This is a genomic window from Thermoanaerobacter sp. CM-CNRG TB177, assembly GCF_018588165.1.
Classification (GTDB): Bacteria; Bacillota; Thermoanaerobacteria; order Thermoanaerobacterales; family Thermoanaerobacteraceae; genus Thermoanaerobacter; species Thermoanaerobacter thermocopriae.
The window spans coordinates 1-23424 of record NZ_JAFCAC010000051.1; the positions used below are offsets into that span (position 1 = coordinate 1).

Consider the following 23424-nt stretch of genomic DNA (forward strand, 5'->3'; position numbering starts at 1 on the left):
AGCGCCGATGGTACTGCTTTCGCGGGAGAGTAGGTCGCTGCCGGTAAAATTTTACAAAAGCCCCCTTTATAAACTCCTGAAAAGGAGTTTATTTTTTTATATATATTTCCCATACTCCATTTAGAACTTCATCTATTTCCACTGAACAATTAAGCTTTAAAAAATATTCCTGTATGTTTTTTAAAGAACAGCTATGGTCCACCACGATTTTTAACATATCACCTTTTTCCATCTTTTTGTATTTTTCAATAGCCTTTAAAAGAGGTAATGGGCATATTTCTCCAAAAGTCATAAGTTCATGCATCATATTTTATCACCCTTAACAGAAGAAAGTTTTACCTGAGTTTTTGAAAAAATCAATAAAATCAGACTTAATTTTTTTATGAATTTTTTTGTCATAGATAAGTGAATAGGTGTAATTAAACTCGATGTTATCTACTTCTACAATAGTGAGGGTTTTTGTATACAACTCTTTTTTTATGGAAATATAAGGCAGAATAGATAGACCGTGCCCTGCAGCAATTGAAGATTTTATTGATTCGATAGAAGGTGATTCCATTTCAATTTTTAATTTGTTTATGTCAATACCATATTCAAGAAGTGTCTCTTCGATTATTTTTCGCGAGGCACAGTTTTTATGAATGATAAAGAAATTATAATAGAATAATTTATTTTTTGGCAAATTTTTCAATTCCCAATTGCCACTAGCGACAAAATGCATTTTAAATTCTCCTAGAGGAATGCAATTTATATTTTCATCAGAATAACAGCCTTCAATAAATCCTATATCAGTGCCTCCTTCTTTTATGTGATGGATTACTTCATTGCTAAAATTGTGCTCTACGTGGAGTGTAATGTTTTTATTTTTCTTTTTAAATTCATGAAGAGCGCAAGGCAAAGCGTATTGGCCGATGGTAGGACAGCAAGATATTGTTAGTCTGTTTATACGGTCATTTTCACAACATTGTAGGTCTTGTATCATATTGTCATATAAATTTAAAATCCGTTCTGCATAATGATAAACTAATTCTCCTGCCGGTGTTGGAATTACACCTCTATTGCTTCTCTTTAAAAGAGTAGTTTTTAAATCTTTTTCAAGGGCTTTTATTTGCTGACTTATGGCAGGCTGAGATAGATACAATTCTTTTGCAGAAGATGAAATGCTTTTATAATAAACTGTTTTATAGAAGGCTCTCAAATTATTGATATTCATATGTCTCCCCCTTTTTTGATAAAAACTTGTCGAATATTGTTAAAGACATGACTTAATACAACGTTTAATTTAATTATACTACAAGTTTGATATAAAGAAAACTTATATTGTATAAGATTTTTAAATGATAAAAGGACAAAAAGTTATAGTATAATACAATTGGAACGTTAAAATAATAACAAAGTGGGAGGGATATAAATGGAGGCGGTGAAAAAAAGTAAAAAGAAAAAGGCAAATCAGTTCCCTTATGGAGTTGCACTTTTAGTTGTAATTGTCATTATAGGCATAATTTTATCAAAGCAATCGCCTAAGTTAGGGCTCTATTGGGCTTTTGGAATTGCCTTTGGCTTCGTTCTTCAAAAAGCTAGATTTTGCTTTACTGCATCTTTGAGAGACCCGGTTTTAACGGGTAGTACTTCACTTACCAGAGCTGTGATTGTAGCATTTATGATTGCCACAATAGGATTTGCCGCAATTCAATACAATGCTTATTTAAGAGGAGAAGCCATTCCTGGTAATATTGCACCTGTTGGAATACACACAGTAATAGGAGCTACAATGTTTGGGATAGGAATGGTCATAGCTGGAGGTTGTGCTTCAGGAACTTTGATGAGAGTTGGAGAAGGGTTTATGATGCAGTGGTTGTCAATAATATTCTTTATCATAGGTTCTTTATGGGGTGCAAGGGACTTTGGATGGTGGACCAAAGTCTCTATAGCTAAATCACCTAAAGTGTTTTTACCAGATGTATTTGGCTGGGGAGTTGCATTCTTTGGACAACTAATATTGTTAGGTCTACTTTTCATACTTGCAGAATGGTATGAGTATAAAAGATTTAATGCAAAAAATTAATTTTTAAGGAGGAGATTTGTATGGCAGAATACAGACTTGATTGTTTAGGAGAGGCTTGCCCAGTACCACTTTTGAAAACTCAAAAGGAAATGGAGAAATTAAAAGTTGGAGATGTATTGATTGTAGAGATAGACCATAGTTGTGCTATGAAAAATGTGCCAGAATGGGCAAGAAACATGGGATACAATGTAGAAATTGAAGAAGTTGATGATGGCCAGTGGGAGGTTTATATTGAAAAAACTAAGTAAAGGGAGGTGAAAGTAAATGAATTTCCAGGAGCATCCCTTTTTTAAGAAAATAATAAAAGATGCATGGAGTTATTGGACAGGAGCAGTCCTTTTAGGACTTTTAAATATAGCTTTATTCGCATTTTCTGGGCATCCATGGGGTATTACGACGACTTTTTCCTACTGGGGTGCGTGGATATTTAGAGCTTTAGGAGGACATCCAGAGACTTGGACTTATTTCCAAAACCCATCTCATGCAAAAGCACTCACTCAAAGTGTTTTCACAAATACAGGTTCAGTTCAGGATATAGGGATTATTTTAGGAGCTTTTTTGGCTACTCTTTTAGCTTCGCAGTTTAAAATTAAAAAGATAAAATCTCATAAACAAGTTGTTGCGGCTATACTTGGAGGTCTTTTAATGGGATATGGTGCAAGAATAGCTTTTGGATGTAATATTGGAGCATTTTTCAGTGGCGTATCATCCATGTCTCTCCATGGTTGGGTATATACAGTATTTATACTAATTGGAGCGTGGATTGGCAGTAAACTGTTAGTCAAATATTTTATGTAAATAATTAGGTGGCTTATAGCCACCTAAATTTTAGGAGGGGGTTTATATGGAAAAGAAAAAAGAATATTATGATGTAGTAGTTATTGGCGGTGGACCTGCTGGAATGACAGCAGCTATATATTGTGGACGTGCGAGACTTAAAACTCTTTTAATTGAAAAGTCTCTCGTTGGTGGCCTTGCCACATATACCAGTGAAATTGAGAATTATCCGGGATTTCCTGAACCAATTGCTGGACTTGAGTTGATGAAATTATTTGAGCAACAGACTAAAAGGTTTGGTGTTCAAATAAAGCTTACCGATGTAAAAGGCTTGAGAATAGAAGAAGACTATAAAGTAGTTTCTACTTTCCGGGTTGATTATTATGCTAAGGCTGTTATTATTGCGACAGGAGGCAAGCCAAGGCTTACAGGTGCTAAAGGGGAAGAGAACTTTTTATACGATAAAGGAATATCTTTTTGTGCCACGTGTGATGCGGCTTACTATACAGATAAAAAGGTTATGATAATTGGAAGTGGAGATGCAGCTATTGAAGAGGGAATATTCTTGACCAAGTTTGCGAGAGAAGTACACGTCTCCGTTATCCACGATGAAGGCATAATGGATGCAAACAAGGTGGCTCAAGAAAAAGCACTAAAAAATGAAAAAATGATATTCCATTGGAATACAATGGTTGAAGCTTTTGAAGGGAATGAAAGATTAGAAAGAGTTGTTCTTAAGAATTTGAAGACAGGAGAATTAATTCCTGTAGATGTAGATGGTTGTTTTCTGTTTATAGGTTATGTTCCTAATACAGAGATATTCAAAGGTCTAATAAACATGACACCTAAAGGTTATATTATAACTAACGAGAATATGGAAACTAATATTGACGGAGTATATGCTGTTGGAGATGTAAGAGATAAGTTTTTAAGGCAAGTTGCTACAGCGGTAGGAGATGGTGCAATAGCGGGTGTTATGGCAGAAAAATATATTGAGGAAACGGATTACTTTACGAATGAAATTTTGAAAGCTAAAGAGACAGTATTAGCATATGTTTACAATGCTGTTGAGGCAAAAGACAGAGAATATCTTTTGAAGGTTGAGGAATTCCATAAAAAATATGCTGATAAACTGAAAATGTGTAGGATAGATATTTATAAGTCTGACAGACTTGCTAAGAGGCTGTATTGTGAAAAAGTACCTTGCATTGCTGTTGTAAAAGAAGGCAAGGTGGCAAAGCATATTTATGACTTAGAGGATTTTGAAAAAGAATTGCTTAGCTGTATATAAGAAAATGCCCTTTTGGGCATTTCAGCTTTGTTAACAAAGAACCAAAAATTATTTAAAGTAGATATTTTGCATCGTTGCTCCGAAGTTCCAAAGCGACAAAGCTAAAGCGCGACTTTCGGATTACGGCGGGGTACCGGGCACATTCGACGTCCTGTCTCAAGTGCCCGCCTCCGCCCTCCTTGGCTTCGGCCCCGCCTCCATCCTCAGTCTTGCTAAGTTTTGTTAGCGCTTTGTCACAAGTCGCAACTTATGTAAAATATCTACTTTGCGAAAGTTTGTCATCAGTCTGAAATGCCCTTTTGGGCATTTCTTTATTATATTGACTTTAATAGCAAAATGGAGGATACTATATTTAAAAACAGTGAAGAATGGAGGGATAAAAATGGGGAGAATCCTATGCGGTGTTGACTTAGGAGGGACAAAGATAAGTACAGGCCTTGTAGATGAGAAGGGCACTATTATAAAAAGCATAAAAATACCTACTATGGCTGAAAAAGGGCCAGAAGAAGTGATTAATCGAATAGAACGAAGTATCTATGATGTTTTAAAGGAAACAGGGTTGAAATTATCTGATTTAAAAGGGGTTGGTATTGGGTCTCCAGGGCCCCTTGATGCTAAAAGGGGGGTAGTTGTAAGTCCACCTAATCTTCCGGGTTGGGACAATGTTCCCATTGTGGATATTTTATCTCGTAAACTTGAACTTGAAGTAAAATTAGAAAATGATGCAAATGCTGCAGCTATTGGAGAACATTTGTTTGGCGCGGGAAGAGGTATAGACAATTTTGTGTACATCACTGTAAGCACTGGAATTGGTGGTGGCGTGATAATAGAAGGAAAACTTTATAGCGGAGAAAATTCAAATGCAGCTGAAATTGGGCATCATACTATAAATTTCAATGGACCTCGATGCAACTGTGGAAATTATGGCTGCTTTGAAGCCTTTGCTTCTGGCACAGCTATTGCAAGATTTGCACAACAAGGAATTCAAGACGGAGAGAATACAATGATAAAGGATTTAGCCAAAGATGGAGTGGTAAAATCAGAACATGTATTTGAAGCGGCAAAATTAGGAGACGAGTTTGCAAAAGTATTGGTAGACAAGGAAGCTTTTTATCTTGGAGTGGGAATATCAAATATCATGGCTTTTTATAATCCAAAAAGAGTTGCCATAGGTGGTGGCGTATCTACTCAATGGGAGATGCTTTATGATAAAATGATGGAAACAATAAAGGAAAAAGCTTTAAAGCCAAACGCTGCGGTGTGTGAAATAGTAAAAGCAGAGCTTGGAGAAAACGTGGGTGTTTTAGGAGCGGCAGCATTACTTTTATAAGAGGTGGAATATGAATAGGTGTCCTTGGTGTTTGGGTGATGACCTTTACATAAAATATCACGATGAAGAATGGGGAGTGCCTGTTCATGAGGATAAAAAACATTTTGAGTTTTTGGTTTTAGAATCGGCACAAGCAGGTCTTAGTTGGATTACTATTTTAAAAAAAAGAGAAAATTACAGAAAGGCCTATGCTGACTTTGACCCTATAAAAGTGTCACAATATGATGAAAAGAAAATAGAAGAGCTTATAAAAAATAGTGGAATTATAAAAAACAGAAAGAAAATAGAGGCTTCAGTGCACAATGCAAAAAGGTTTATAGAAATACAACAAGAATTTGGGAGTTTTGATAAGTACATTTGGAGCTTTGTAGATTATAAACCTATAATAAATAAATGGGAAAGAATTGAAGATATACCTTCTAAAACTGAATTGTCGGATAAAATAAGCCGAGAGCTTAAAAAAAGAGGATTTATTTTTATAGGTTCTACTATTATATATTCATATATGCAGGCGGTAGGTATAGTAAATGACCATTTAATTAGTTGTTTTAGATATAAGGAATTAATTGAGACTTTTAAATAATACAGGCAGAGCCTGGTGCAATTTGATTAAGACTTGCTTTTTTTCTTTTAACAAAAAATATAATGAAATTGAAATATAAAAAGGTGAATATATTTTTGCACAAAAGGGAATAATTACATTAGAAAATTTTGAAAGATGGTGTTGACTATGGAAAGCATAGCAACAAGAAAGAAATGCTTTATATGCGAACAGCAATCAGAAGATGGAATAGAAGTATTAGGGAAATTTCTCTGTACAAATTGCCAAGAAAAATTAATAGATTTATCTCCTTTTGATGAAAGTTATGATTTTTACAAGCAAAAAATGATAGACATATGGGAAGGTTATATGAAGGGTATAAGGTATGAAAACCGGATGTAGGTCCGGTTTTCATATTTTTATGGTATAATCAAAGTAACAAGAAATTATGATTATACGGAGGATTGTATGACAGCTCCATTATATGAAGCCCTTATGGATTATGTAAAAAAACAGATTATACCCTTTCACATGCCAGGTCATAAACAGGGAAGGATTTTTCCAGAAGAATATCTTGTCAATTTAACAAAGATTGATCTAACAGAGGTACCAGGACTTGACAACCTTCACAATCCCGAAGGTCCCATACTTGAGGCACAAAAACTTGCAGCAAGAGCTTTTGGGGCGAAAGAATCTTTTTTTCTTGTAAATGGGACGACCTCGGGGATATATGCAGCGATGTACGCAGTTTTAGATCCCGATGATAAAGTGCTTATAATGAGAAATTCTCATAAATCTGTATATAACGGCCTTGTACTAACAGGAGCAGTACCTTTCTACATAAACCCGGAAATTGATTACGAAAGTGGCATCCCAATGGGAGTTAATATAGACAAACTAGAAGAATGTTTAAAGAAAAATGAGTCTATAAAAGCAGTTGTGATAACTTATCCAAATTATTATGGATTTTGTAGTGATATCGAAAAAATTTCCGATATCGTTCATAAATACCATAAAATTTTAATTGTGGATGAGGCTCATGGAGCTCACTTTCCTTTTTCTGGTAATTTACCTCTTTCATCTTTACAGGTAGGTGCAGACATTGTAGTACAAAGTATCCATAAAACTTTGTCTTCTTTTACTCAAAGTTCTATACTTCATTTGAATTCGGACAGAGTAGATACAAATCGACTGAAATATTTTCTAAGCCTTTTTCAATCAACATCTCCTTCCTACCTTCTTATGTCTTCTCTTGACCTTGCAAGAGATTACATGGAGAAGGAAGGTAAAAACAGATTAGAAAAAGCGATTATTCTTGCTGATTATGCAAGACATGAGATAAACACTCTTGGGGGAGTAAGGTGTTTAGGGGAAGAAATATTAGGTAGCTTCGGCATTGTTGACTTTGACAAAACCAAACTTACTATAAGTGTAAAGAACTTAGGTATAACGGGGCCTGAAGCAGAAGGTTTTTTGAGGGAGAATTTTAATATACAAGTAGAGATGGCTGATACTTTTAATATACTTGCCATGATTACATTAGCAGATAATAAGGAAGAGGTTGAACTTTTAATAAAAGGGCTTGCAAATATGAAAAATCTAAAAAAAGATAAAAAATTAGAGGTAGAAATAGAAGATTATCCTGATGTTCCAGAAATGGTTTTAAAACCTGCTGAAGCGATAAGGCAAAAGACTAAATGGGTATCTTTGGAAGATGCGGAAGGCAGTATTTGTGCAGACTTTATTATTCCTTATCCTCCGGGAGTTCCGCTTGTGTGTCCAGGAGAGCGAATAAAAAAAGATATGGTAAAATATATAAATGTATTATATAATAAAGGTATTAAGATATTAGGTCTTAATAAAAATAACAGCCTATTGGTGTGTGAAATATGAAAGGGAAATTTATAAGTTTCGAAGGAATAGATGGATGTGGTAAGACTACTCAAATAAAGTTTCTGAAGGAGTATCTTTTAAAAAAGGGTTATAATATTTTGGTATTAAGGGAACCTGGAGGAACAAACGTAGGAGAAAAAGTGAGAGATATTTTATTGGATAAATATAATTTCATCTCTCCAGTCACAGAAATGCTTTTATACGCTTCTTCAAGAGCTCAGCTGGTGGAAGAGAAAATTTTGCCGGCTATTGAGGAAGGCAAAATTGTATTGTTAGACCGCTTTGTGGATAGTTCTTATGTGTATCAGGGTTATGCGAGGGGCTTAGGGATAGAAAAGGTTAAGATAGTTAATGAAATAGCTACAATGGGGATTTTGCCTGATGTAACAATTTATATAGACATTACTCCTGAAGAAGCGATGAAAAGGCGGGGCAAAAGAGAAGCAGATAGGTTAGAAAGAGAAAGTTGGGATTTTCATAAAAAAGTAAGAGAAGGGTATATTAAGCTTGTTAAAGAATATCCTAAAAGGTTTGTATTTATAGACGGAATGCAAGAGATTGTCAAAGTGCATCAAGACATAATTGATGCAGTAAAAAAATATTTGTTGTAAAGGAGGGTTAACATGAAGCTGGTGTTAGCTATTGTGCAGGACGAAGATGTGAGAAGACTTATGGATGGTTTGACTGAGGGAGGATTTAGCTTTACGAGAATAGCATCTACTGGAGGATTTTTAAGGTCTGGCAATACAACTTTGATAATAGGTGTAGAAGACGAAAAATTAGAAGATGTTATCAGCATAATAGAACAAAAATGTAAAACTCGCGATAGAATAATTACTTCTCCTACGCCTATGGGTGGTGCAACAGACATTTTCCTGCCTCAAGCTGTTGAAGTTACGATTGGTGGAGCTACAGTTTTCGTGTTAAATGTAGAAAAATTTCTCAGGATTTAGGGTGTTTGACATGAGGATTCAAGAAGTGAAATCTCCTAAAATTTCTTCTGATATAAAAAGTGAGTATAATAAGTCTAGAGTTACTAAAAAATTTATTGATACTTTTGATGAAGAATTAGATCAATTTCATCAAGACAAATTAAGTGAGATTTTATCAGAGATAGACAGTGCAGCACAAAAATTAAAAGAGAGTCTGACTTTGCAGGACTTAATTAATTACAAAAAACTTGTAAAGAAGTTTTTGCAAGAAGCGACAAATGGTATGTTAAAATACACAAAAAAAGAATATCTCGACGGAAGAGGAAGGAAGAAAATTTATTCTCTAGTAGAAAAAGTAAATGGCAAACTAGAAAAGCTTACAGAAGAATTTTTAAAGGATTCCAAACACTTAGAACTTTTAAAAATGATAGATGATATAAGAGGATTATTAATAGACATATATTCATAGGTGATAACGTGTATAGAATTTATGGGCATGAAACAGTATTAAATATTTTTAAAAATGTAATATCTCAAAATAAAATTTCAAATGCTTATTTGCTTGTAGGAGAAAAAGGCTTAGGGAAAAGATTTATGGCAGAGTATTTTGCCATAATGGTAAATTGCAAAAAGGAAACTGAAAAGCCTTGCTTTAAATGTAGCTCTTGCCTAAAGCTAATGGGTAAAAATCATCCAGACGTATTTTTTATAGAGCCAGAGGAGAATTCTATAAAAGTTGATACCATAAGATATATAACTAACGAAATTAATATAAGACCTTATGAAGCTAACAAAAAGATTTTTATTATAGACCAAGCTGATAAAATGACTGTATCAGCACAAAATGCTTTTTTAAAAACTTTAGAAGAACCTCCCTTATATGGCCTTTTTATATTGATTGCATCGCAACAACAGAAGCTTCTCCCTACCATCATCTCTCGTTGTAATATAGTTCGCTTTGGTAAGGAAAGTAAAAATACCATAAAGAACTATTTAATATGTGAACAAAATATTCCCGAAAAAGAGGCAGAAGTGTTAGCTCATATTGCTGATGGAAATTTTGATCAAGCTAATAAATTAACTGATAACGAATATTTAAATTTTAGAAAAGAAACGATACAAGAAATAGAAAAAATTCTTACAATTAGGGGATTTGAAGTTATAGAAGAATTTGAATTTTTTGATAAAAATAAAGACAATATAGAAGAAATTTTGAAAATTATGCTTTATTATGTGAGAGATTTGTTAATTTATAAGGTTACAAAAGATGCCTCTTTTATTAAAAATATAGATTTTTTAAATAAAATACAACAAATGGAATCTCAATTGACTATTAATAAGCTCAATAATATAATTAATAAAATAGAACAGTTTAATTCGCAGATTAATTCAAATGTAAACTATCAATTAGCGGTAGAAAATCTACTTTTGGATATGGCAGGAGGTTTATAATTTTGGTTACTGTTGTAGGTGTAAGATTTAAAAAAGCGGGGAAGATATACTATTTTGACCCAGGAGATTTGCCAATAGAAATAGGGGACAAGGTTATAGTGGAAACAATAAGAGGAATAGAATTTGGCGAAGTAGTTGTCGGCATAAAAGAAGTAGCTGAAGAAGAGATTGTGGCTCCTCTAAAAAAAGTAATAAGGATTGCGACGCCAGAGGATGTGGAACATTATTATGAAAACAAGAAAAAAGAAGCTAAGGCTTTTGAGATATGTCTTGAGAAAATACAACAACATGGTTTGGAGATGAATTTAATCGATGTAGAATACACTTTTGATAACACCAAAGTCATATTTTATTTTACTGCTGAAGGCAGAGTAGACTTTAGAGAGTTAGTGAAGGATTTGGCTGCTGTTTTTAGGATGAGAATAGAACTGAGACAAATAGGAGTAAGGGATGAAGCAAAAATCATAGGAGGTTTAGGACCTTGTGGAAGGCCTCTGTGTTGTACCACCTTTTTAGGGGAATTTGAACCTGTTTCTATCAAAATGGCGAAAGACCAAAATTTGTCTTTAAATCCTACTAAAATCTCTGGCATTTGTGGTCGATTAATGTGTTGTTTAAAATATGAACAGGAGATGTATGATAAAATTAAAGCAGAACTTCCAAAAGTTGGTAGCATAATAAGAGTTGGAGATAAAGAAATGAAAATTGCAGAGGTAGATGTGATTAGACGAAAACTCAAAGTGAAAGTGAAAAATGCAGAAGGAATAGAGATAATAAAAGAATATGATCCTGAAGAAGTAGAAGTTATAGAGGAAAGGGAAGAAGAAATTGAAGAAAATTATGAAGGGGAACTAGAAAAAATAGAGGAAATAGAGGAATAAATTTCCTCTATTTTTTATTCTGTTTTTTTAAATAGAAAATACCACTTCCATAAAATATCCCGTGGGTTTATAATGATGTAAGAATACTATTAACTGGTTTTATCATATAAAAACTAAAAATTATTCTCTTAAAAGGGGCATAGTCATACAGCGAGGACCACCTCTTCCCCTTGAAAGTTCTGATCCTTCAATAGGGATTACCTTTATTCCTTCTTTTTCCATTATTTTATTAGATATTTCATTTCTGGAGTAGGCCACAATAACTCCCGGAGCAATAGCTAAAGTATTTGTGCTGTCATTCCATTGTTCTCTTGCAGAAGTTATTGCATTGAGACCTCCTGTAGGTATTATATCTATTGTGTAAAGATTCAGAGCATTTTTTAATGCAGTTTGCAAATCTTTTTCTTGATTTATAGAGAAACCTTTTTCTTCTTTTATGATGCTAAATACTCTCAAATCGTTTTTTATTCCTGGATAAAACACAAATCTGTTTGTGTCAACCATTGTAAAAACTGTATCTAAATGCATATATGAGCGGTTTATAGGGATTTGCACTACTAATATTTTTTCAACAGAGGAACCTTTTTCAAATAAATTGTGGGCTAGTTGTTCTATTGCCTGAGGGGTTGTTCTTTCACTACATCCTACTGCAATAACTTTTTCGCTTAATATCAGTACATCTCCTCCTTCTATGGAGTGAGGGTAGCTATCATCATACCACCAAGGAACATTATTTTTTCTAAAAATTTCATGATATTTATAAATATATTTTAATATCAAAGTCTCTGGCCTTCTAACTGCTGTTTTCATAGAACTTATCATTAAGCCACCATCTATCATTGCTCCGGGGTCTCTTGTAAAATAAAGGTTGGGCAGAGGCTTTATATAAAAATAATTGTCTTGGTATATGTATTCTGCTAAACCCATCATAGATTTTTTTATCTTTATTTCATTTAAAGCCAGACCTGCAATTGCTATTTCGGCAACATTGTTTGGAGATTTTTCTTTAAGGAATTCTTTTAAATAGTTATTGATTTTTGGAGAGGTTACTCCGTTTACTTGAAGTAATTCATCAATAAATTTTTCTTTTACATTTTCTTCTTTTAATATTTCTTCTAAAAGGTTTTGCAAATAAAGCACTTGGACGTTATTTTGTTGCAATACTTTTACAAAGTTGTCGTGTTCTTCTTGGATTCTTCTAACCCACGGGATATCATCGAAAAGAAGTTCGGATAAATTTTGTGGGGTCAATCTTTCCAATTCTTTCCCTGGCCTGTGCAAAATGGCCATTTTTAATTTATTTATTTCTGAAGATACGCGGGGAGCGGTAACTACTTTTGTCAACTTTTCCTCCTCCTAATGTTTAAACTCTTTATATAGTATACTGTGCACTACTTTAATTTTCAATACGTATTTAAAAAGTTAATAAAAACTTTTGATATTTGTGATAAAATAAATCGAGAATATTGTAGAGGTGATAGAATGTTGAAAGATGGAGAAAGATTAGACGAATTAAATTTAAAAAATTTAGTTATAATTCAACACAAGGATAAATTTAAATTTGGAATGGATGCGGTATTGCTTGCTAATTTTGTTACTGCTAAAAAAGGAGATAAAATTGTAGATTTAGGGTGTGGAACTGGCATAATACCTATATTAATTGCTGCTAAAACTTATGATACATTTATTTATGGTGTTGAAATACAAGAAGATATGGCAGATATGGCTACAAGAAGTGTAGTTATTAATAATATGGAAAAAAGAATAAAAATAATACAAGGTGATGTAAGAGGGATAGAAAAAACACTAGGATATGAAAAATTTGATATAGTTACTTCAAATCCTCCCTATATGCCAGTAAAAGCAGGGTTTGATAAAAAACGAAAATCAGAAAATATTGCGAGATACGAAATATATGGAGGACTTGAGGAATTTATAAAGGCTGCTTCAAAACTTCTAAAATTTGGGGGAAAATTCTTTATGGTTCATAGAGCAGAAAGATTAGTTGACATATTGTATTTTTTAAGAAAATACAATTTAGAACCTAAAAAATTAAGATTTGTATATCCTTATGTAGATAGTAAGCCCAATCTTCTTCTAATAGAATCTAAAAAAGGTTCTCAACCAGGTTTAAATATATTGCCTTCCCTTTATGTGTATGAAAAAAACGGGGAGTATACAAAAGAAATTGTAGAAATATACTCGAAAGAGAAATTAGAGGAGGGGTAGAAATGGATTATGGTATATTATATCTATGCCCTACTCCTATTGGTAATTTAGAAGATATAACCTTAAGAGTTTTAAAAATTTTAAAAGAAGTTGATATTATAGCTGCGGAAGACACGAGACAAACTCTTAAACTTTTAAATCATTTTGATATAAAAAAACCTCTTACCAGTTACCATGAACATAACAAAAAGACAAAAGGGGCAAAACTTATAGAGGAATTGAAAAAAGGAAAGTCAATTGCTTTGGTTACAGATGCGGGTACACCGGCAATCTCAGATCCTGGGGAAGACCTTGTGAAACTTTGCATAGAAGAAGATATAAAAGTTGTACCATTACCGGGTCCAACTGCTGCAATTACTGCTTTGGTTGCTTCAGGATTAGATACTTCTTCTTTTGTCTTTGAAGGTTTTTTACCAACAAAAAGCAAAGAAAGAAAAATAATACTAAACCGTATTTTAAAGGAAGAAAGAACTATTATACTTTATGAAGCTCCTCACCGTCTTAAGGAAACTCTTCATGAATTGAAATCTTATGTAGCTGATAGAAGGGTTGTTATAGCAAGAGAGCTTACTAAAATCCATGAAGAGTTCATAAGAGGGACAGTAGATGAGGTTTTGGTAAAATTGGGAGATGAAATAAAAGGAGAAATTGTACTAATTATTGAAGGAGCGCAAAAACAACAAGTTGAAGAAAAACCAGAAATATTAGTTCAAAAATACCTTGAGGGAGGAATGGATAAAAAAGAGGCGATTAAAAGAGCTGCTAAAGAATTGGGAATACCAAAAAGTCAAGTGTATAAACTTATTATAGGAAAAAAATAGAGAGTTGGGGATAATTACCATTTTCAATTGAATTTGATTTTCAATACTTTACGTTAATAATATTTGACTATTTTTTAGGAATCAAATATAATGTATATCAATAGGTTAAATTTCAATTGATAATTTGGAGGATGCCATGGATAAACAGAAAGCAGCGTTATTATCTATGATTTCTAATAGCGCATTAATAATTATGAAACTGGTTGCGGGAGTGTTAATGCATTCAATGGTGGTAATTTCGGCAGCTGTAGATTCTTCAATAGATTTAATAGCCAGTATAATTGCTTTTTTTTCGATAAGAGTATCAGTAAAACCAGCAGACGAAGACCATCCTTACGGACACAATAAATATGAGAACATTTCTGGTTTTATAGAGGCTATTTTAATATTCTTTGCTGCTGTACTTATTATATATGAAGCTGTTGGAAGAATAATTGCTGGCACGTATGTAGAGAAATTAGAAATGGGAATTGCAGTTATGTTGTTTGTATCTTTTGTAAAAGGAATTGTTTCATACACTTTGTTTAAAGTATCTAAAAAAGAGAATTCTATTGCTTTAAAGGCAGATGCAACGAATTTATTGACGGATGTATTTACTTCGTTAGGAGTTACTACAGGGCTTGTAATTATAAAAGTTACTAAATTAGCCATTTTAGACCCCATTATATCCATTTTTGTTGCGTTGATTATTATAAAAACTTCATTTGATTTGACAAAGGAAGTTTTAAAAGATTTGACAGATAGCAGTCTACCTGATGAGGAGGTCAAAGAAATAGAGAACATAATAAAAGCTAATCCTGAAGTTACCAGTTTCCATAAACTAAGGACGAGGAAATCCGGCACTAAGAGAGAGGTAGATGTTCATGTGAGAGTAGACAGAAATTACAACATAGTAGAAGCCCATGAGTTATCCCATAAAGTTTCAAAACAAATAATGGATAAATTCCCTGATTCACACGTGATAATCCATATAGAACCGGAAGGAAAAAAAGAAGAGGAAAAATAATAGGAGGATGGACCCTCCTATTATTTTTCCTGCTATTAGTCTACAGATTTCTTTAACTCTGCAAGGCAATTTTTGCATATATTTTTGCCTTTGTAGTTTATTACATTTTCAGCATTGCCACAGAAAATGCAAGCAGGCTCGTACTTTTTGAGGACTATTTGTTCTCCATCAACATAAATTTCAAGAGCGTCTCTCTCTGCTATGTTGAGTGTCCTCCTGAGCTCAATTGGTATTACTACCCTTCCCAATTCGTCTACTTTTCTTACAATACCTGTGGATTTCAACATTTTTCTCCCCTCCTGAGTTACAAAATTCGACAACTTAACTTCACTTATAATAATACCAAGTTTTGAAAAATAAGTCAACACCTTTTTTGGAATTTTTTAAGGTTAATAACATAAATTTTATTACATAAGAGAAAAGTTTAAAAATGAGGTTTTTTTGGTAATATTGGAGGGATATAATATGATAAATTACATATGGTTTTTTATGATAGCAATAGGAATTTTAATAGGAATAATAAATGACAGAATGGCAGAAGTATCCAAAGCTATAGTTGATTCAGCCCAGAGTGCAGTTACTATTTCGATAGGACTAGTCGGTGTAATGGCTTTGTGGCTTGGGATAATGAAAATTGCAGATAAGTCAGGTCTTACAGATATTATTGCAAAATTGCTAAAACCTATAATCATAAAGCTTTTTTCAGATGTTCCAGAAAACCATCCTGCTATTTTGGCAATAATAATGAATATATCGGCAAATATGTTAGGATTAGGTAATGCAGCGACTCCTTTTGGAATAAAAGCTATGGAATACCTTCAAGAGCTTAATAAAAAAGACAGTGCTTCAAATGCAATGTGCCGTTTTTTAGTGATAAACACATCTTCAGTACAGCTTATACCTGCAGTAATGATTGGAATAAGGGCTTCCTTAGGAGCACAAAATCCTGCGGATTTTGTGATTGTCAGCGTACTTTCAACTAGTACTGCACTTATGGCAGGCCTTATTTTAAATAAACATCTTGAAAAAATGCCTATATTTAAGGAGTGAAAATAATGATAAAAATTATATCTGAATGGATTATTCCCATACTTGTTTTTGTTATTCCTTTTTATGGAATCATAAAAAATGTCAAAGTGTATGAAGTGTTTGTCGATGGGGCAAAAGAAGGAATTTCTGTAGTTATAAAAATATTTCCAGCTCTTGTAGCAATGCTTGTGGCAATAGGTGTATTAAGAGCGTCAGGCGCCCTTGACTTATTGGGGGAATTTTTAATGCCTTTTACAAATAAGATAGGCATGCCACAGGAGCTTGTGCCTCTTGCTTTAATAAGGCCTCTTTCGGGAAGTGGTGCTTTGGGGATTGCAGCTGAGATTATGAAAACTCATGGTGTCGATTCTCTAATTGGAAAAATGGCTTCTGCTATGTACGGATCTACCGAGACTACTTTTTATGTTCTTGCCGTTTACTATGGGGCAGTGGGAATAAAAAAGATGAGACATTCTGTTATTTCTGGAATTTTTGCAGATATTATCGCAATACTTTCTTGTGTATTTTATAGCAGATTATTTTTTTAATACTTGTACACTTTTTCACTTTTGTTATACTATATAATGTAATGTTGTTTTGTCTTTTAACATGAAAGGAATGATTTTTTGTGGCAACAATACCAAAATTAATAAGAAAATTGGGAAAAGAAGCACATAATTTGTATATTGTTGGGGGATACATAAGGGACAGGATTTTAAATAGAGAAGCTAAAGATTATGATTTTGTAGTTCAGGAAAATGCAGAGAAAATTGCCAAATTAGCGGCAGAAAAATTGGGGGGTACTTTTGTGCCTTTTATGGCGGAAAAAGGCACATATAGGGTTGTGGTAGGAGATGAAATATTAGATTTTACTAATTTAAAAGGTGAAGACATATACATCGATTTGGCTCATAGAGACTTTACAATGAATGCTATGGCTATAAAACTGACAGATTATTTTGAATTTGAATATATTATTGACCCTTTTGGTGGCGTGACGGACATAAAAAACAGGAAAATAAAGCATGTTGGTGTGATGACTTTTAAAGAAGACCCTTTAAGGGCTTTAAGAGCTGTGAGATTTGCTGCGACTTATAAATTTGATATTGATGAGGCTACAAAGGCTAAAATAAGAGAAGAAGCAGAGCTTATAAAACAAGTAGCGCCAGAGAGAATAATGAATGAAATTTTTATAATTTTAAAAGAGAAGAATTCTCACAAATATTTAAGAATGATGGAAGATTTAAAACTTATGGAAAATATATTTGAAGAAGTTGCTAAAATGAAAGAAGTAGGGAAGTGCTATTATCACCTTACAAATGCTTGGATACATTCACTAAAGACCGTAGAAGAATACGAAAATATAATAAATTCTATGAGATTTCCCAAAGGCGTATATGATGTAGTGGCGGAATATTTAAATAGAAAACTTTCTTCTGATAACAAAGTAAAAGACATAATAAAGCTTGGTGCTCTTTTTCATGACATAGGTAAACCAGAAGCTTTATACATTGATACTGAAAATAGAGTTCATTTTTATAATCACGAAATAAAAGGTGCTGAAATTGTAAAAAAAATGGCTTCAAGAATGAAAATGCCTAAAAAAGAATCGTCTCTTTTGAAGAAACTTGTTCTTTATCACATGAAGCCTTTGATGTACTATGTAAATGGCGGACCAACCAATAAATCTCTTTTTAGATTTTTTTCTGAACTAAAAGATGATTCGATAGCTATCTTACTTTTATCTCAGGCTGATTTTACTGCTACAAGGCTTAATTTAGGCAAAGAGGAAGAGATACCAAAGTTTACAGATTTTATCACCAGACTTTTAAAAAGGTATGTAGAATTTAAAGAAACAGAAAAACCATTACTTTCACCGCTGGATATAATAATAAATTTTGATGTAAAGGATGGGGAAAAATTAGGACAAATCTTGTATGAAATAAGGAAAAATAGATTTTACGGAGAAATCCAAGATAAAAACGATGCGATTGAATTTGTAAAGGAGAGAATGAAAATAGAAAAGGTATAACAGAAAAAGTAGTTGACAATACTTTTTATAAAGGGTATATTAAAGAATAAATAGATATAGTAAAAGGCAATGAAGGAAAGAGTAAAAAGCTTGAACTTTTACAGAGAGTCGGGCGAGGTGCGAACCGATAAAGTTTGGGCTTTTGAAGATGGCTCCGGAGCCGTACTGCCGAAGGCTAGTAGGCTTTACCGGGAACTCCCGTTATAGGGTAAGAGTGTGTTAGCACTCTATGAGGCATGTGCTGTGAGGTGCATGTGAAGAAGGGTGGTACCGCGATAATCTCGCCCCTTATGTGGAGGCGAGTTTTTTATTTACAAAAATGAGGAGGGTGGATATGAAGAAGACTTTTTACATTACAACGCCTATCTATTATCCCAGTGATAAATTACATATTGGTCATTCATATACTACTGTTGCTGCAGATGCGATGGCAAGATTTAAAAGGCTTACCGGATATGATGTCAAATTTTTGACTGGTACTGATGAACATGGGCAAAAAATTCAAAGAATAGCCAAAGAAAAAGGGATGTCTCCTAAAGAATATGTAGACGGGATAGTTGAATGGATAAAAGATTTATGGAAAATAATGGATATAAGTTATGACCAATTTATTCGCACAACTGATAAATATCATGAGGAAATAGTACAAAAAATATTCACGAAATTGTATGAAAAAGGAGATATATACAAAAGTGAATATGAAGGATGGTACTGTACTCCTTGCGAATCTTTCTGGACGGAGTCCCAGCTTGTAGACGGGAAATGCCCAGACTGTGGTAGACCAGTAGAAAGGGTAAAAGAAGAAGGGTATTTTTTTAAATTGTCTAAATATGGGGATAGGCTGTTGCAATATTATGATGAACATCCTGATTTTATACAGCCGGAGTCAAGGCGCAATGAAATGATAAACTTTATAAAATCAGGTTTGGAGGATTTGTTTGTCTCAAGGAGTTCGTTTGACTGGGGTATAAAGGTACCCTTTGACCCAAAGCATGTGATTTATGTTTGGATAGATGCTTTGTCCAATTACATAACTGCCTTAGGATATTCTACAGATAATGACGATGATTTTAAAAAATACTGGCCAGCAGATGTGCATTTGGTAGGAAAAGAGATAATGAGGTTCCACACAATAATATGGCCAGCAATGCTTATGGCTTTAGATTTACCTCTTCCTAAAAAAGTGTTTGGACACGGCTGGCTTATACTGGAAGGAGGCAAGATGTCAAAATCTAAAGGTAATGTAGTAGACCCTAAAGAGCTGGTTAGTAAATATGGTGTAGATGCTGTAAGATATTTTCTTTTGAGAGAAGTTCCTTTTGGGGCAGATGGAGTGTTTTCTAATGAAGCTTTGATAAATAGAATAAATTCAGACCTTGCCAATGACCTTGGAAATTTGCTGAGTAGGACTGTTACAATGATTGAAAAATACTTTGGAGGCATTCTGCCAAAACCTTCACAAAAAGAAGAGGTAGATGATGACCTTATAACTACTGCACAGAATCTGCCGAAAACCGTTGAGGAGTATATGGATAAACTTCAGTTTTCCAACGCTTTAATTGAAATATGGAAATTGGTAAGACGAGCGAATAAATATATCGATGAAACGATGCCTTGGGTTTTAGCTAAAGATGAAAGCAAAAAGGAAAGATTAGGTACAGTTTTATATAATTTGACGGAAGCTTTGAGGTTTATTGCAGTACTTATATCTCCTTTTATGCCCAATACTCCAAAAAAAATCTTCGAGCAGTTAGGGGTAGAAGAGAATTTAACTACTTGGGAAAGCTTAAAATTTGGCCTGCTAAAAGAAGGCACAAAAGTGAAAAGGGGAGAAATTATATTCCCAAGGATAGATGTAAAGAAGGAATTGGTTGCTATAGAAGAAAAAGCAAAGGAAGAGAAAAAGATAGATTACATCACTATTGAAGATTTTGCAAAAATTCAATTGAGAGTAGCTGAAATTTTAGAAGCAGAAAGAGTGGAAGGTTCTGACAAACTTATAAAGATGAAGCTTAAAGTGGGAGAAGAAATAAGACAAATTGTGGGAGGAATTGGTCGCCATTATGCTCCTGAAGAGCTTGTAGGAAAGAAAATAATTATTGTATATAACTTAGAGCCAAAGAAACTAATGGGTATAGAGTCTCAAGGAATGCTTTTAGCAGCATCTATCGAAGGAAAAATGTCTCTTCTTACGGTGGACAGGGATATAGAAAGTGGGGCAAAGATAAGCTAAGGAGTGATAAAATTGTTGGTGGATTCTCACGCTCATCTTGAAGATGAGAAATACGACAAAGATAGGGAAGAAATTATTGAAGAATGTAAAAAAGACCTCACATTTTTAATAAATGTGGGGTCTAATCTCTTAACTTCAAAACAGTCCATTGAGCTAGCTCACAACTATGATTTTATATACGCTTCTGTTGGAATTCATCCTCATGATGCACAAAAGGAATTTGACAAAGTGGAAGAAATAGAGAAGCTAGCTTTACAGCAAAAAGTTGTAGCAATAGGAGAAATAGGTTTAGATTATTATTACGATGAACCCTCTAAAGAGTTTCAAAAAGAGGTGTTCACAAAGCAAATAAGGCTTGCAAAAAAGCTTAATCTTCCAATAATAATACACGATAGGGATGCTCATGAAGATATATTAGATATACTAAAAAAGGAGTGGACGAAAGATTTAAGAGGAGTTTTTCACAGTTATTCAGGGAGTGTTGAAATGGCTTTTCAAGTAATTGAAATGAACTTCTACATTTCTTTAGGGGGACCTGTGACATTTAAAAATGCAAAAAAGCCAAAAGAAGTAGCAAAAGCTGTCCCCATCGAAAAACTTTTAATTGAGACAGATAGCCCTTATCTTACTCCTGAGCCTTATAGAGGAAAAAGGAATACACCGGTGTATGTGAAATTTGTAGCAGGAAAAATAGCAGAATTAAGAGGAATACCTTATGAGGAGGCTTCTAGGATTACTGCGGAAAATGCCATAAAACTTTTTAATATCCCTATCAAATAAAAATTTTAAAAAAACAACCTCTTGGTTTTTAGGGGAGGTATTAAAATCCAAAAAGATGCGTATAATATCATTAAGTTTAATTTCACCATAAAAGAAAAATTGTGTATAAAAGTTTGACAAATCAATCTAATTAGATTAAAATTACTTACGACTCCCCTAAATTAAATTTTTAACAGGAGGTTGTTGGATGGATACAGACGATTTTAGAAAGCGACTTGGTGAAATATTTAAAAAACCAGTTGCTCTTCTAACGTTGACTGTCGTACTCCTATTAGTTGTCGGAGCTATAACATACGCAAGCTTAAAAAAGGAAATAACCCTTCAGGATGAAGATAAAAAAATAGTTGTTACAACATTTAAATCAACAGTTAAAGATTTGTTAGAAGAGAAAGGAATCAAACTAAAAAAAGAAGATGTAGTAACACCTTCTTTAGACACTGCTTTAAAAAACGGTATGAAGGTGACTGTCAAAAGAGCAGTTCCTATTACTATCTGTGTGGGTGGAAAAGCAAAAAATATTTACACTGCTGCATCTAATGTAAAAGAAGTACTTCAACAAAATAGTATAACTTTAGGCCCCCAAGACAAGGTAAATATGAGTTTAGATACGCCTGTTTTTAGGTACATGTACATCGACGTTACAAAAGTTACAGAGAAAATTGTTACTCAAGAAGTAGATATACCATATCAAACAGAGACAGTGAAAAATGACAATATGGAAAGAGGGCAAGTAAGAGTAGTTCAACAAGGAGAAGTTGGGAAAAAGCAGATTGTGATGAAAGTTATTTATAAGAATGGCAAAGAGGTAGCAAAAAATATAATAAAAGAGAAGATAATAAAAAATCCAGTTAATCAAATTGTGCATATAGGAACATTAGGAATTTTTACCACTTCAAGAGGGGAGACTTTTAGGTATAGAGAAGTTAGAACTATGGTAGCTACAGCTTATGACAGCAGTGAAGATAGCACTGGTAAAAAACCTGGTGATCCAAATTATGGAATAACAGCTACTGGTATAAAAGCTACAAGGGGAGTAATAGCTGTAGACCCCAGAGTTATACCTTTGGGAACGAAGTTGTACGTAGAAGGGTATGGTTTTGGAATTGCTGCAGATACAGGTGGAGCTATAAAAGGTAATAAAATTGACGTCTATTTTCCAACCCGTGAAGAAGTAATGAGATGGGGAAGACGATATGTTAAAGTTTATATTTTAAAGTAGACAGGGTTTACCTGTCTTATTTTTTGAGGTGGGGCTATGAAAATAAAAGGGGTTAATGTAAAGAAAAAATGGGGACAAAATTTCATGTTTGACAAAAATATTTTAACAAAAATTGTGACTGCTTCGGGAGTTATTCCTGAAGATTTTGTACTAGAAATTGGAACAGGATTAGGGACTTTGACAGAAGAGTTGGCTAAAAGGGTTAAAAAAGTAATTTCTTTTGAAATTGACAGAGAACTTTATGCCGTAGCAAAAGAAAAACTTAACATTTACGATAATGTAATTATAATAAATGAGGATATAATGAAAGCAGATTTAAATAAAATAGCTAATGAATATTTTGAAGGGAAACCTTTTAAAGTAGTTGCTAATCTTCCTTATTACATAACTTCTCCTATAATAATGATGCTTTTAGATTGTAAATTTGTAAAAGAAATAACTGTGTTAGTACAAAAAGAAGTTGCTGAAAGGATTTGCGCTCTGCCAGGTACTAAGGACTATGGGATACTCACAGTTTTTGCAAATTTTAAAGCAAAACCTAAAATGCTTTTTAACTTACCCCCTACTGTTTTTGTTCCTCCACCTAAAGTAGATTCTTCTTTAGTTAAATTAGAGATACTTGACGACCCTTTAGTTGAGGTAAAGGACGAAGAGTTATTTTCCAACGTGGTAAAAGCTGCTTTTGGGCAACGGAGAAAAGTCTTGTCCAATGCTTTAAAAACTTTAGGGTTTCCAAAAGAAATTATAGATAAAGCTTTTACTCTTGCAAATTTATCCCCTCAAAGGAGAGGAGAAACTCTTAGCATAGAGGAGTTTGCTGTTTTGGCAAATGTTATTTATGATTTGACAAAGCAGTAATAATAATCCCCCTCTTTTCATAATATATATTGCAAAGTTATATTTGAGATAAATG

General features: G+C 33.5%; 27 protein-coding genes and 1 other annotated feature. Of the genes, 23 read left to right on the forward strand and 4 right to left on the reverse strand.

All coding sequences use genetic code 11. The features are described from left to right. Window positions 1-88 precede the first annotated feature (88 nt). Complete coding sequence (locus tag I4N53_RS04455; protein WP_013149586.1) at window positions 89-307, reverse strand: sulfurtransferase TusA family protein; 219 nt, start codon at window positions 305-307, stop codon at window positions 89-91. A gap of 12 nt (window positions 308-319) precedes the next feature. After that, a complete protein-coding gene (locus I4N53_RS04460) occupies window positions 320-1213 on the reverse strand; it encodes a LysR family transcriptional regulator (RefSeq protein ID WP_214495699.1) in 894 nt (297 codons plus the stop codon). A 198-nt stretch (window positions 1214-1411) separates the two neighbouring features. Here I4N53_RS04460 and I4N53_RS04465 point away from each other — a divergent pair, with 198 nt between their 5' ends. The 13 genes from I4N53_RS04465 (at window position 1412) to I4N53_RS04525 (ending at window position 11162) form a co-directional block, all read left to right on the forward strand. Next, window positions 1412-2065: a YeeE/YedE thiosulfate transporter family protein gene (locus I4N53_RS04465; protein WP_214495700.1), complete on the forward strand. Its 654-nt coding sequence runs from the start codon at window positions 1412-1414 to the stop codon at window positions 2063-2065. 20 nt (window positions 2066-2085) lie between these two features. After that, on the forward strand, window positions 2086-2313 hold the full coding sequence (locus I4N53_RS04470; protein ID WP_003867363.1) for a sulfurtransferase TusA family protein: 228 nt from the start codon (window positions 2086-2088) through the stop codon (window positions 2311-2313). Between the two features lie 16 nt (window positions 2314-2329). Further along, window positions 2330-2863, forward strand: coding sequence for a YeeE/YedE thiosulfate transporter family protein (locus I4N53_RS04475; RefSeq protein WP_012994254.1), 534 nt, complete (start codon window positions 2330-2332; stop codon window positions 2861-2863). A gap of 46 nt (window positions 2864-2909) precedes the next feature. Next, the gene (locus tag I4N53_RS04480) at window positions 2910-4133 is read left to right on the forward strand and encodes an NAD(P)/FAD-dependent oxidoreductase (RefSeq protein WP_028992548.1); all 1224 of its coding nucleotides are present in this window, start codon (window positions 2910-2912) and stop codon (window positions 4131-4133) included. A 382-nt stretch (window positions 4134-4515) separates the two neighbouring features. Beyond that, window positions 4516-5463, forward strand: a complete 948-nt coding sequence (locus tag I4N53_RS04485) for an ROK family protein (RefSeq protein ID WP_028992547.1) — start codon at window positions 4516-4518, stop codon at window positions 5461-5463. A gap of 10 nt (window positions 5464-5473) precedes the next feature. Further along, the gene (locus I4N53_RS04490; protein ID WP_013149591.1) at window positions 5474-6046 is read left to right on the forward strand and encodes a DNA-3-methyladenine glycosylase I; all 573 of its coding nucleotides are present in this window, start codon (window positions 5474-5476) and stop codon (window positions 6044-6046) included. A 135-nt stretch (window positions 6047-6181) separates the two neighbouring features. After that, window positions 6182-6406, forward strand: a complete 225-nt coding sequence (locus tag I4N53_RS04495) for a sigma factor G inhibitor Gin (protein WP_013149592.1) — start codon at window positions 6182-6184, stop codon at window positions 6404-6406. A 66-nt stretch (window positions 6407-6472) separates the two neighbouring features. Continuing rightward, complete coding sequence (locus tag I4N53_RS04500) at window positions 6473-7897, forward strand: aminotransferase class I/II-fold pyridoxal phosphate-dependent enzyme (protein WP_013149593.1); 1425 nt, start codon at window positions 6473-6475, stop codon at window positions 7895-7897. Further along, complete coding sequence (gene tmk / locus I4N53_RS04505; protein ID WP_214495701.1) at window positions 7894-8508, forward strand: dTMP kinase; 615 nt, start codon at window positions 7894-7896, stop codon at window positions 8506-8508. The genes I4N53_RS04500 and tmk overlap by 4 nt, the downstream gene beginning before the upstream one ends. A 12-nt stretch (window positions 8509-8520) precedes the next feature. Continuing rightward, the gene (locus tag I4N53_RS04510; RefSeq protein ID WP_012994262.1) at window positions 8521-8850 is read left to right on the forward strand and encodes a cyclic-di-AMP receptor; all 330 of its coding nucleotides are present in this window, start codon (window positions 8521-8523) and stop codon (window positions 8848-8850) included. Window positions 8851-8860: 10 nt separating this feature from the next. Beyond that, entirely contained in the window at window positions 8861-9298 is a 438-nt protein-coding gene (locus tag I4N53_RS04515) for a YaaR family protein (RefSeq protein ID WP_012994263.1), read from the forward strand. An 8-nt stretch (window positions 9299-9306) separates the two neighbouring features. Further along, a complete protein-coding gene (gene holB / locus I4N53_RS04520; protein ID WP_214495702.1) occupies window positions 9307-10281 on the forward strand; it encodes a DNA polymerase III subunit delta' in 975 nt (324 codons plus the stop codon). 2 nt (window positions 10282-10283) lie between these two features. Beyond that, window positions 10284-11162 (forward strand): stage 0 sporulation family protein, encoded by an 879-nt coding sequence (locus tag I4N53_RS04525; protein ID WP_013149596.1) that lies wholly within the window; start codon window positions 10284-10286, stop codon window positions 11160-11162. Window positions 11163-11282: 120 nt separating this feature from the next. Here I4N53_RS04525 and arcA read toward each other — a convergent pair whose 3' ends face one another. Then, the gene (arcA, locus tag I4N53_RS04530) at window positions 11283-12506 is read right to left on the reverse strand and encodes an arginine deiminase (protein ID WP_012994266.1); all 1224 of its coding nucleotides are present in this window, start codon (window positions 12504-12506) and stop codon (window positions 11283-11285) included. 138 nt (window positions 12507-12644) lie between these two features. Here arcA and I4N53_RS04535 point away from each other — a divergent pair, with 138 nt between their 5' ends. The 3 genes from I4N53_RS04535 to I4N53_RS04545 all read left to right on the forward strand — a co-directional run bounded on the left by I4N53_RS04535 (window position 12645) and on the right by I4N53_RS04545 (window position 15218). Continuing rightward, window positions 12645-13391, forward strand: a complete 747-nt coding sequence (locus tag I4N53_RS04535) for a tRNA1(Val) (adenine(37)-N6)-methyltransferase (RefSeq protein ID WP_012994267.1) — start codon at window positions 12645-12647, stop codon at window positions 13389-13391. A gap of 2 nt (window positions 13392-13393) precedes the next feature. Beyond that, window positions 13394-14212 carry a 16S rRNA (cytidine(1402)-2'-O)-methyltransferase gene (gene rsmI / locus I4N53_RS04540; RefSeq protein ID WP_214495703.1) on the forward strand — a complete coding sequence of 273 codons (819 nt, stop codon included), beginning with the start codon at window positions 13394-13396 and terminating at the stop codon, window positions 14210-14212. Between the two features lie 136 nt (window positions 14213-14348). Next, window positions 14349-15218 (forward strand): cation diffusion facilitator family transporter, encoded by an 870-nt coding sequence (locus I4N53_RS04545; protein WP_012994269.1) that lies wholly within the window; start codon window positions 14349-14351, stop codon window positions 15216-15218. 35 nt (window positions 15219-15253) lie between these two features. Here the strand turns inward: I4N53_RS04545 and I4N53_RS04550 are convergent, their stop codons facing one another. After that, entirely contained in the window at window positions 15254-15505 is a 252-nt protein-coding gene (locus I4N53_RS04550) for an AbrB/MazE/SpoVT family DNA-binding domain-containing protein (RefSeq protein WP_012994270.1), read from the reverse strand. 178 nt (window positions 15506-15683) lie between these two features. Here I4N53_RS04550 and I4N53_RS04555 point away from each other — a divergent pair, with 178 nt between their 5' ends. The 7 genes from I4N53_RS04555 (at window position 15684) to rsmA (ending at window position 23369) form a co-directional block, all read left to right on the forward strand. Next, window positions 15684-16268 (forward strand): nucleoside recognition domain-containing protein, encoded by a 585-nt coding sequence (locus I4N53_RS04555; protein ID WP_214495704.1) that lies wholly within the window; start codon window positions 15684-15686, stop codon window positions 16266-16268. 5 nt (window positions 16269-16273) lie between these two features. Beyond that, window positions 16274-16795 carry a spore maturation protein gene (locus tag I4N53_RS04560; protein WP_012994272.1) on the forward strand — a complete coding sequence of 174 codons (522 nt, stop codon included), beginning with the start codon at window positions 16274-16276 and terminating at the stop codon, window positions 16793-16795. A gap of 80 nt (window positions 16796-16875) precedes the next feature. Continuing rightward, window positions 16876-18279, forward strand: coding sequence for an HD domain-containing protein (locus tag I4N53_RS04565; RefSeq protein ID WP_214495705.1), 1404 nt, complete (start codon window positions 16876-16878; stop codon window positions 18277-18279). A 60-nt stretch (window positions 18280-18339) separates the two neighbouring features. Continuing rightward, window positions 18340-18571 (forward strand) — a binding site (T-box leader). A 27-nt stretch (window positions 18572-18598) separates the two neighbouring features. Next, the gene (metG, locus tag I4N53_RS04570; RefSeq protein ID WP_214495706.1) at window positions 18599-20512 is read left to right on the forward strand and encodes a methionine--tRNA ligase; all 1914 of its coding nucleotides are present in this window, start codon (window positions 18599-18601) and stop codon (window positions 20510-20512) included. Between the two features lie 12 nt (window positions 20513-20524). Continuing rightward, complete coding sequence (locus I4N53_RS04575) at window positions 20525-21292, forward strand: TatD family hydrolase (RefSeq protein ID WP_013149604.1); 768 nt, start codon at window positions 20525-20527, stop codon at window positions 21290-21292. A gap of 187 nt (window positions 21293-21479) precedes the next feature. Next, window positions 21480-22511, forward strand: a complete 1032-nt coding sequence (locus I4N53_RS04580) for a ubiquitin-like domain-containing protein (RefSeq protein ID WP_214495707.1) — start codon at window positions 21480-21482, stop codon at window positions 22509-22511. Window positions 22512-22547: 36 nt separating this feature from the next. After that, on the forward strand, window positions 22548-23369 hold the full coding sequence (gene rsmA, locus I4N53_RS04585; RefSeq protein ID WP_214495708.1) for a 16S rRNA (adenine(1518)-N(6)/adenine(1519)-N(6))-dimethyltransferase RsmA: 822 nt from the start codon (window positions 22548-22550) through the stop codon (window positions 23367-23369). The last annotated feature ends 55 nt before the right edge of the window (window positions 23370-23424 follow it).

What these genes read in the sequence shown, in the direction of transcription:
- I4N53_RS04535 (WP_012994267.1), top strand. Translation starts at nt 12,645, where the DNA reads ATGTTGAAAGATGGAGAAAGATTAGACGAATTAAATTTAAAAAATTTA.
- I4N53_RS04455 (WP_013149586.1), bottom strand. Translation starts at nt 307, where the DNA reads ATGATGCATGAACTTATGACTTTTGGAGAAATATGCCCATTACCTCTT.
- tmk (WP_214495701.1), top strand. Translation starts at nt 7,894, where the DNA reads ATGAAAGGGAAATTTATAAGTTTCGAAGGAATAGATGGATGTGGTAAG.
- I4N53_RS04495 (WP_013149592.1), top strand. Translation starts at nt 6,182, where the DNA reads ATGGTGTTGACTATGGAAAGCATAGCAACAAGAAAGAAATGCTTTATA.
- metG (WP_214495706.1), top strand. Translation starts at nt 18,599, where the DNA reads ATGAGGAGGGTGGATATGAAGAAGACTTTTTACATTACAACGCCTATC.
- I4N53_RS04475 (WP_012994254.1), top strand. Translation starts at nt 2,330, where the DNA reads ATGAATTTCCAGGAGCATCCCTTTTTTAAGAAAATAATAAAAGATGCA.
- I4N53_RS04465 (WP_214495700.1), top strand. Translation starts at nt 1,412, where the DNA reads ATGGAGGCGGTGAAAAAAAGTAAAAAGAAAAAGGCAAATCAGTTCCCT.
- I4N53_RS04485 (WP_028992547.1), top strand. Translation starts at nt 4,516, where the DNA reads ATGGGGAGAATCCTATGCGGTGTTGACTTAGGAGGGACAAAGATAAGT.
- I4N53_RS04480 (WP_028992548.1), top strand. Translation starts at nt 2,910, where the DNA reads ATGGAAAAGAAAAAAGAATATTATGATGTAGTAGTTATTGGCGGTGGA.
- I4N53_RS04560 (WP_012994272.1), top strand. Translation starts at nt 16,274, where the DNA reads ATGATAAAAATTATATCTGAATGGATTATTCCCATACTTGTTTTTGTT.
- I4N53_RS04515 (WP_012994263.1), top strand. Translation starts at nt 8,861, where the DNA reads ATGAGGATTCAAGAAGTGAAATCTCCTAAAATTTCTTCTGATATAAAA.
- I4N53_RS04470 (WP_003867363.1), top strand. Translation starts at nt 2,086, where the DNA reads ATGGCAGAATACAGACTTGATTGTTTAGGAGAGGCTTGCCCAGTACCA.
- I4N53_RS04460 (WP_214495699.1), bottom strand. Translation starts at nt 1,213, where the DNA reads ATGAATATCAATAATTTGAGAGCCTTCTATAAAACAGTTTATTATAAA.
- rsmI (WP_214495703.1), top strand. Translation starts at nt 13,394, where the DNA reads ATGGATTATGGTATATTATATCTATGCCCTACTCCTATTGGTAATTTA.
- I4N53_RS04490 (WP_013149591.1), top strand. Translation starts at nt 5,474, where the DNA reads ATGAATAGGTGTCCTTGGTGTTTGGGTGATGACCTTTACATAAAATAT.
- rsmA (WP_214495708.1), top strand. Translation starts at nt 22,548, where the DNA reads ATGAAAATAAAAGGGGTTAATGTAAAGAAAAAATGGGGACAAAATTTC.
- I4N53_RS04580 (WP_214495707.1), top strand. Translation starts at nt 21,480, where the DNA reads ATGGATACAGACGATTTTAGAAAGCGACTTGGTGAAATATTTAAAAAA.
- I4N53_RS04510 (WP_012994262.1), top strand. Translation starts at nt 8,521, where the DNA reads ATGAAGCTGGTGTTAGCTATTGTGCAGGACGAAGATGTGAGAAGACTT.
- I4N53_RS04545 (WP_012994269.1), top strand. Translation starts at nt 14,349, where the DNA reads ATGGATAAACAGAAAGCAGCGTTATTATCTATGATTTCTAATAGCGCA.
- I4N53_RS04550 (WP_012994270.1), bottom strand. Translation starts at nt 15,505, where the DNA reads ATGTTGAAATCCACAGGTATTGTAAGAAAAGTAGACGAATTGGGAAGG.
- I4N53_RS04500 (WP_013149593.1), top strand. Translation starts at nt 6,473, where the DNA reads ATGACAGCTCCATTATATGAAGCCCTTATGGATTATGTAAAAAAACAG.
- I4N53_RS04555 (WP_214495704.1), top strand. Translation starts at nt 15,684, where the DNA reads ATGATAAATTACATATGGTTTTTTATGATAGCAATAGGAATTTTAATA.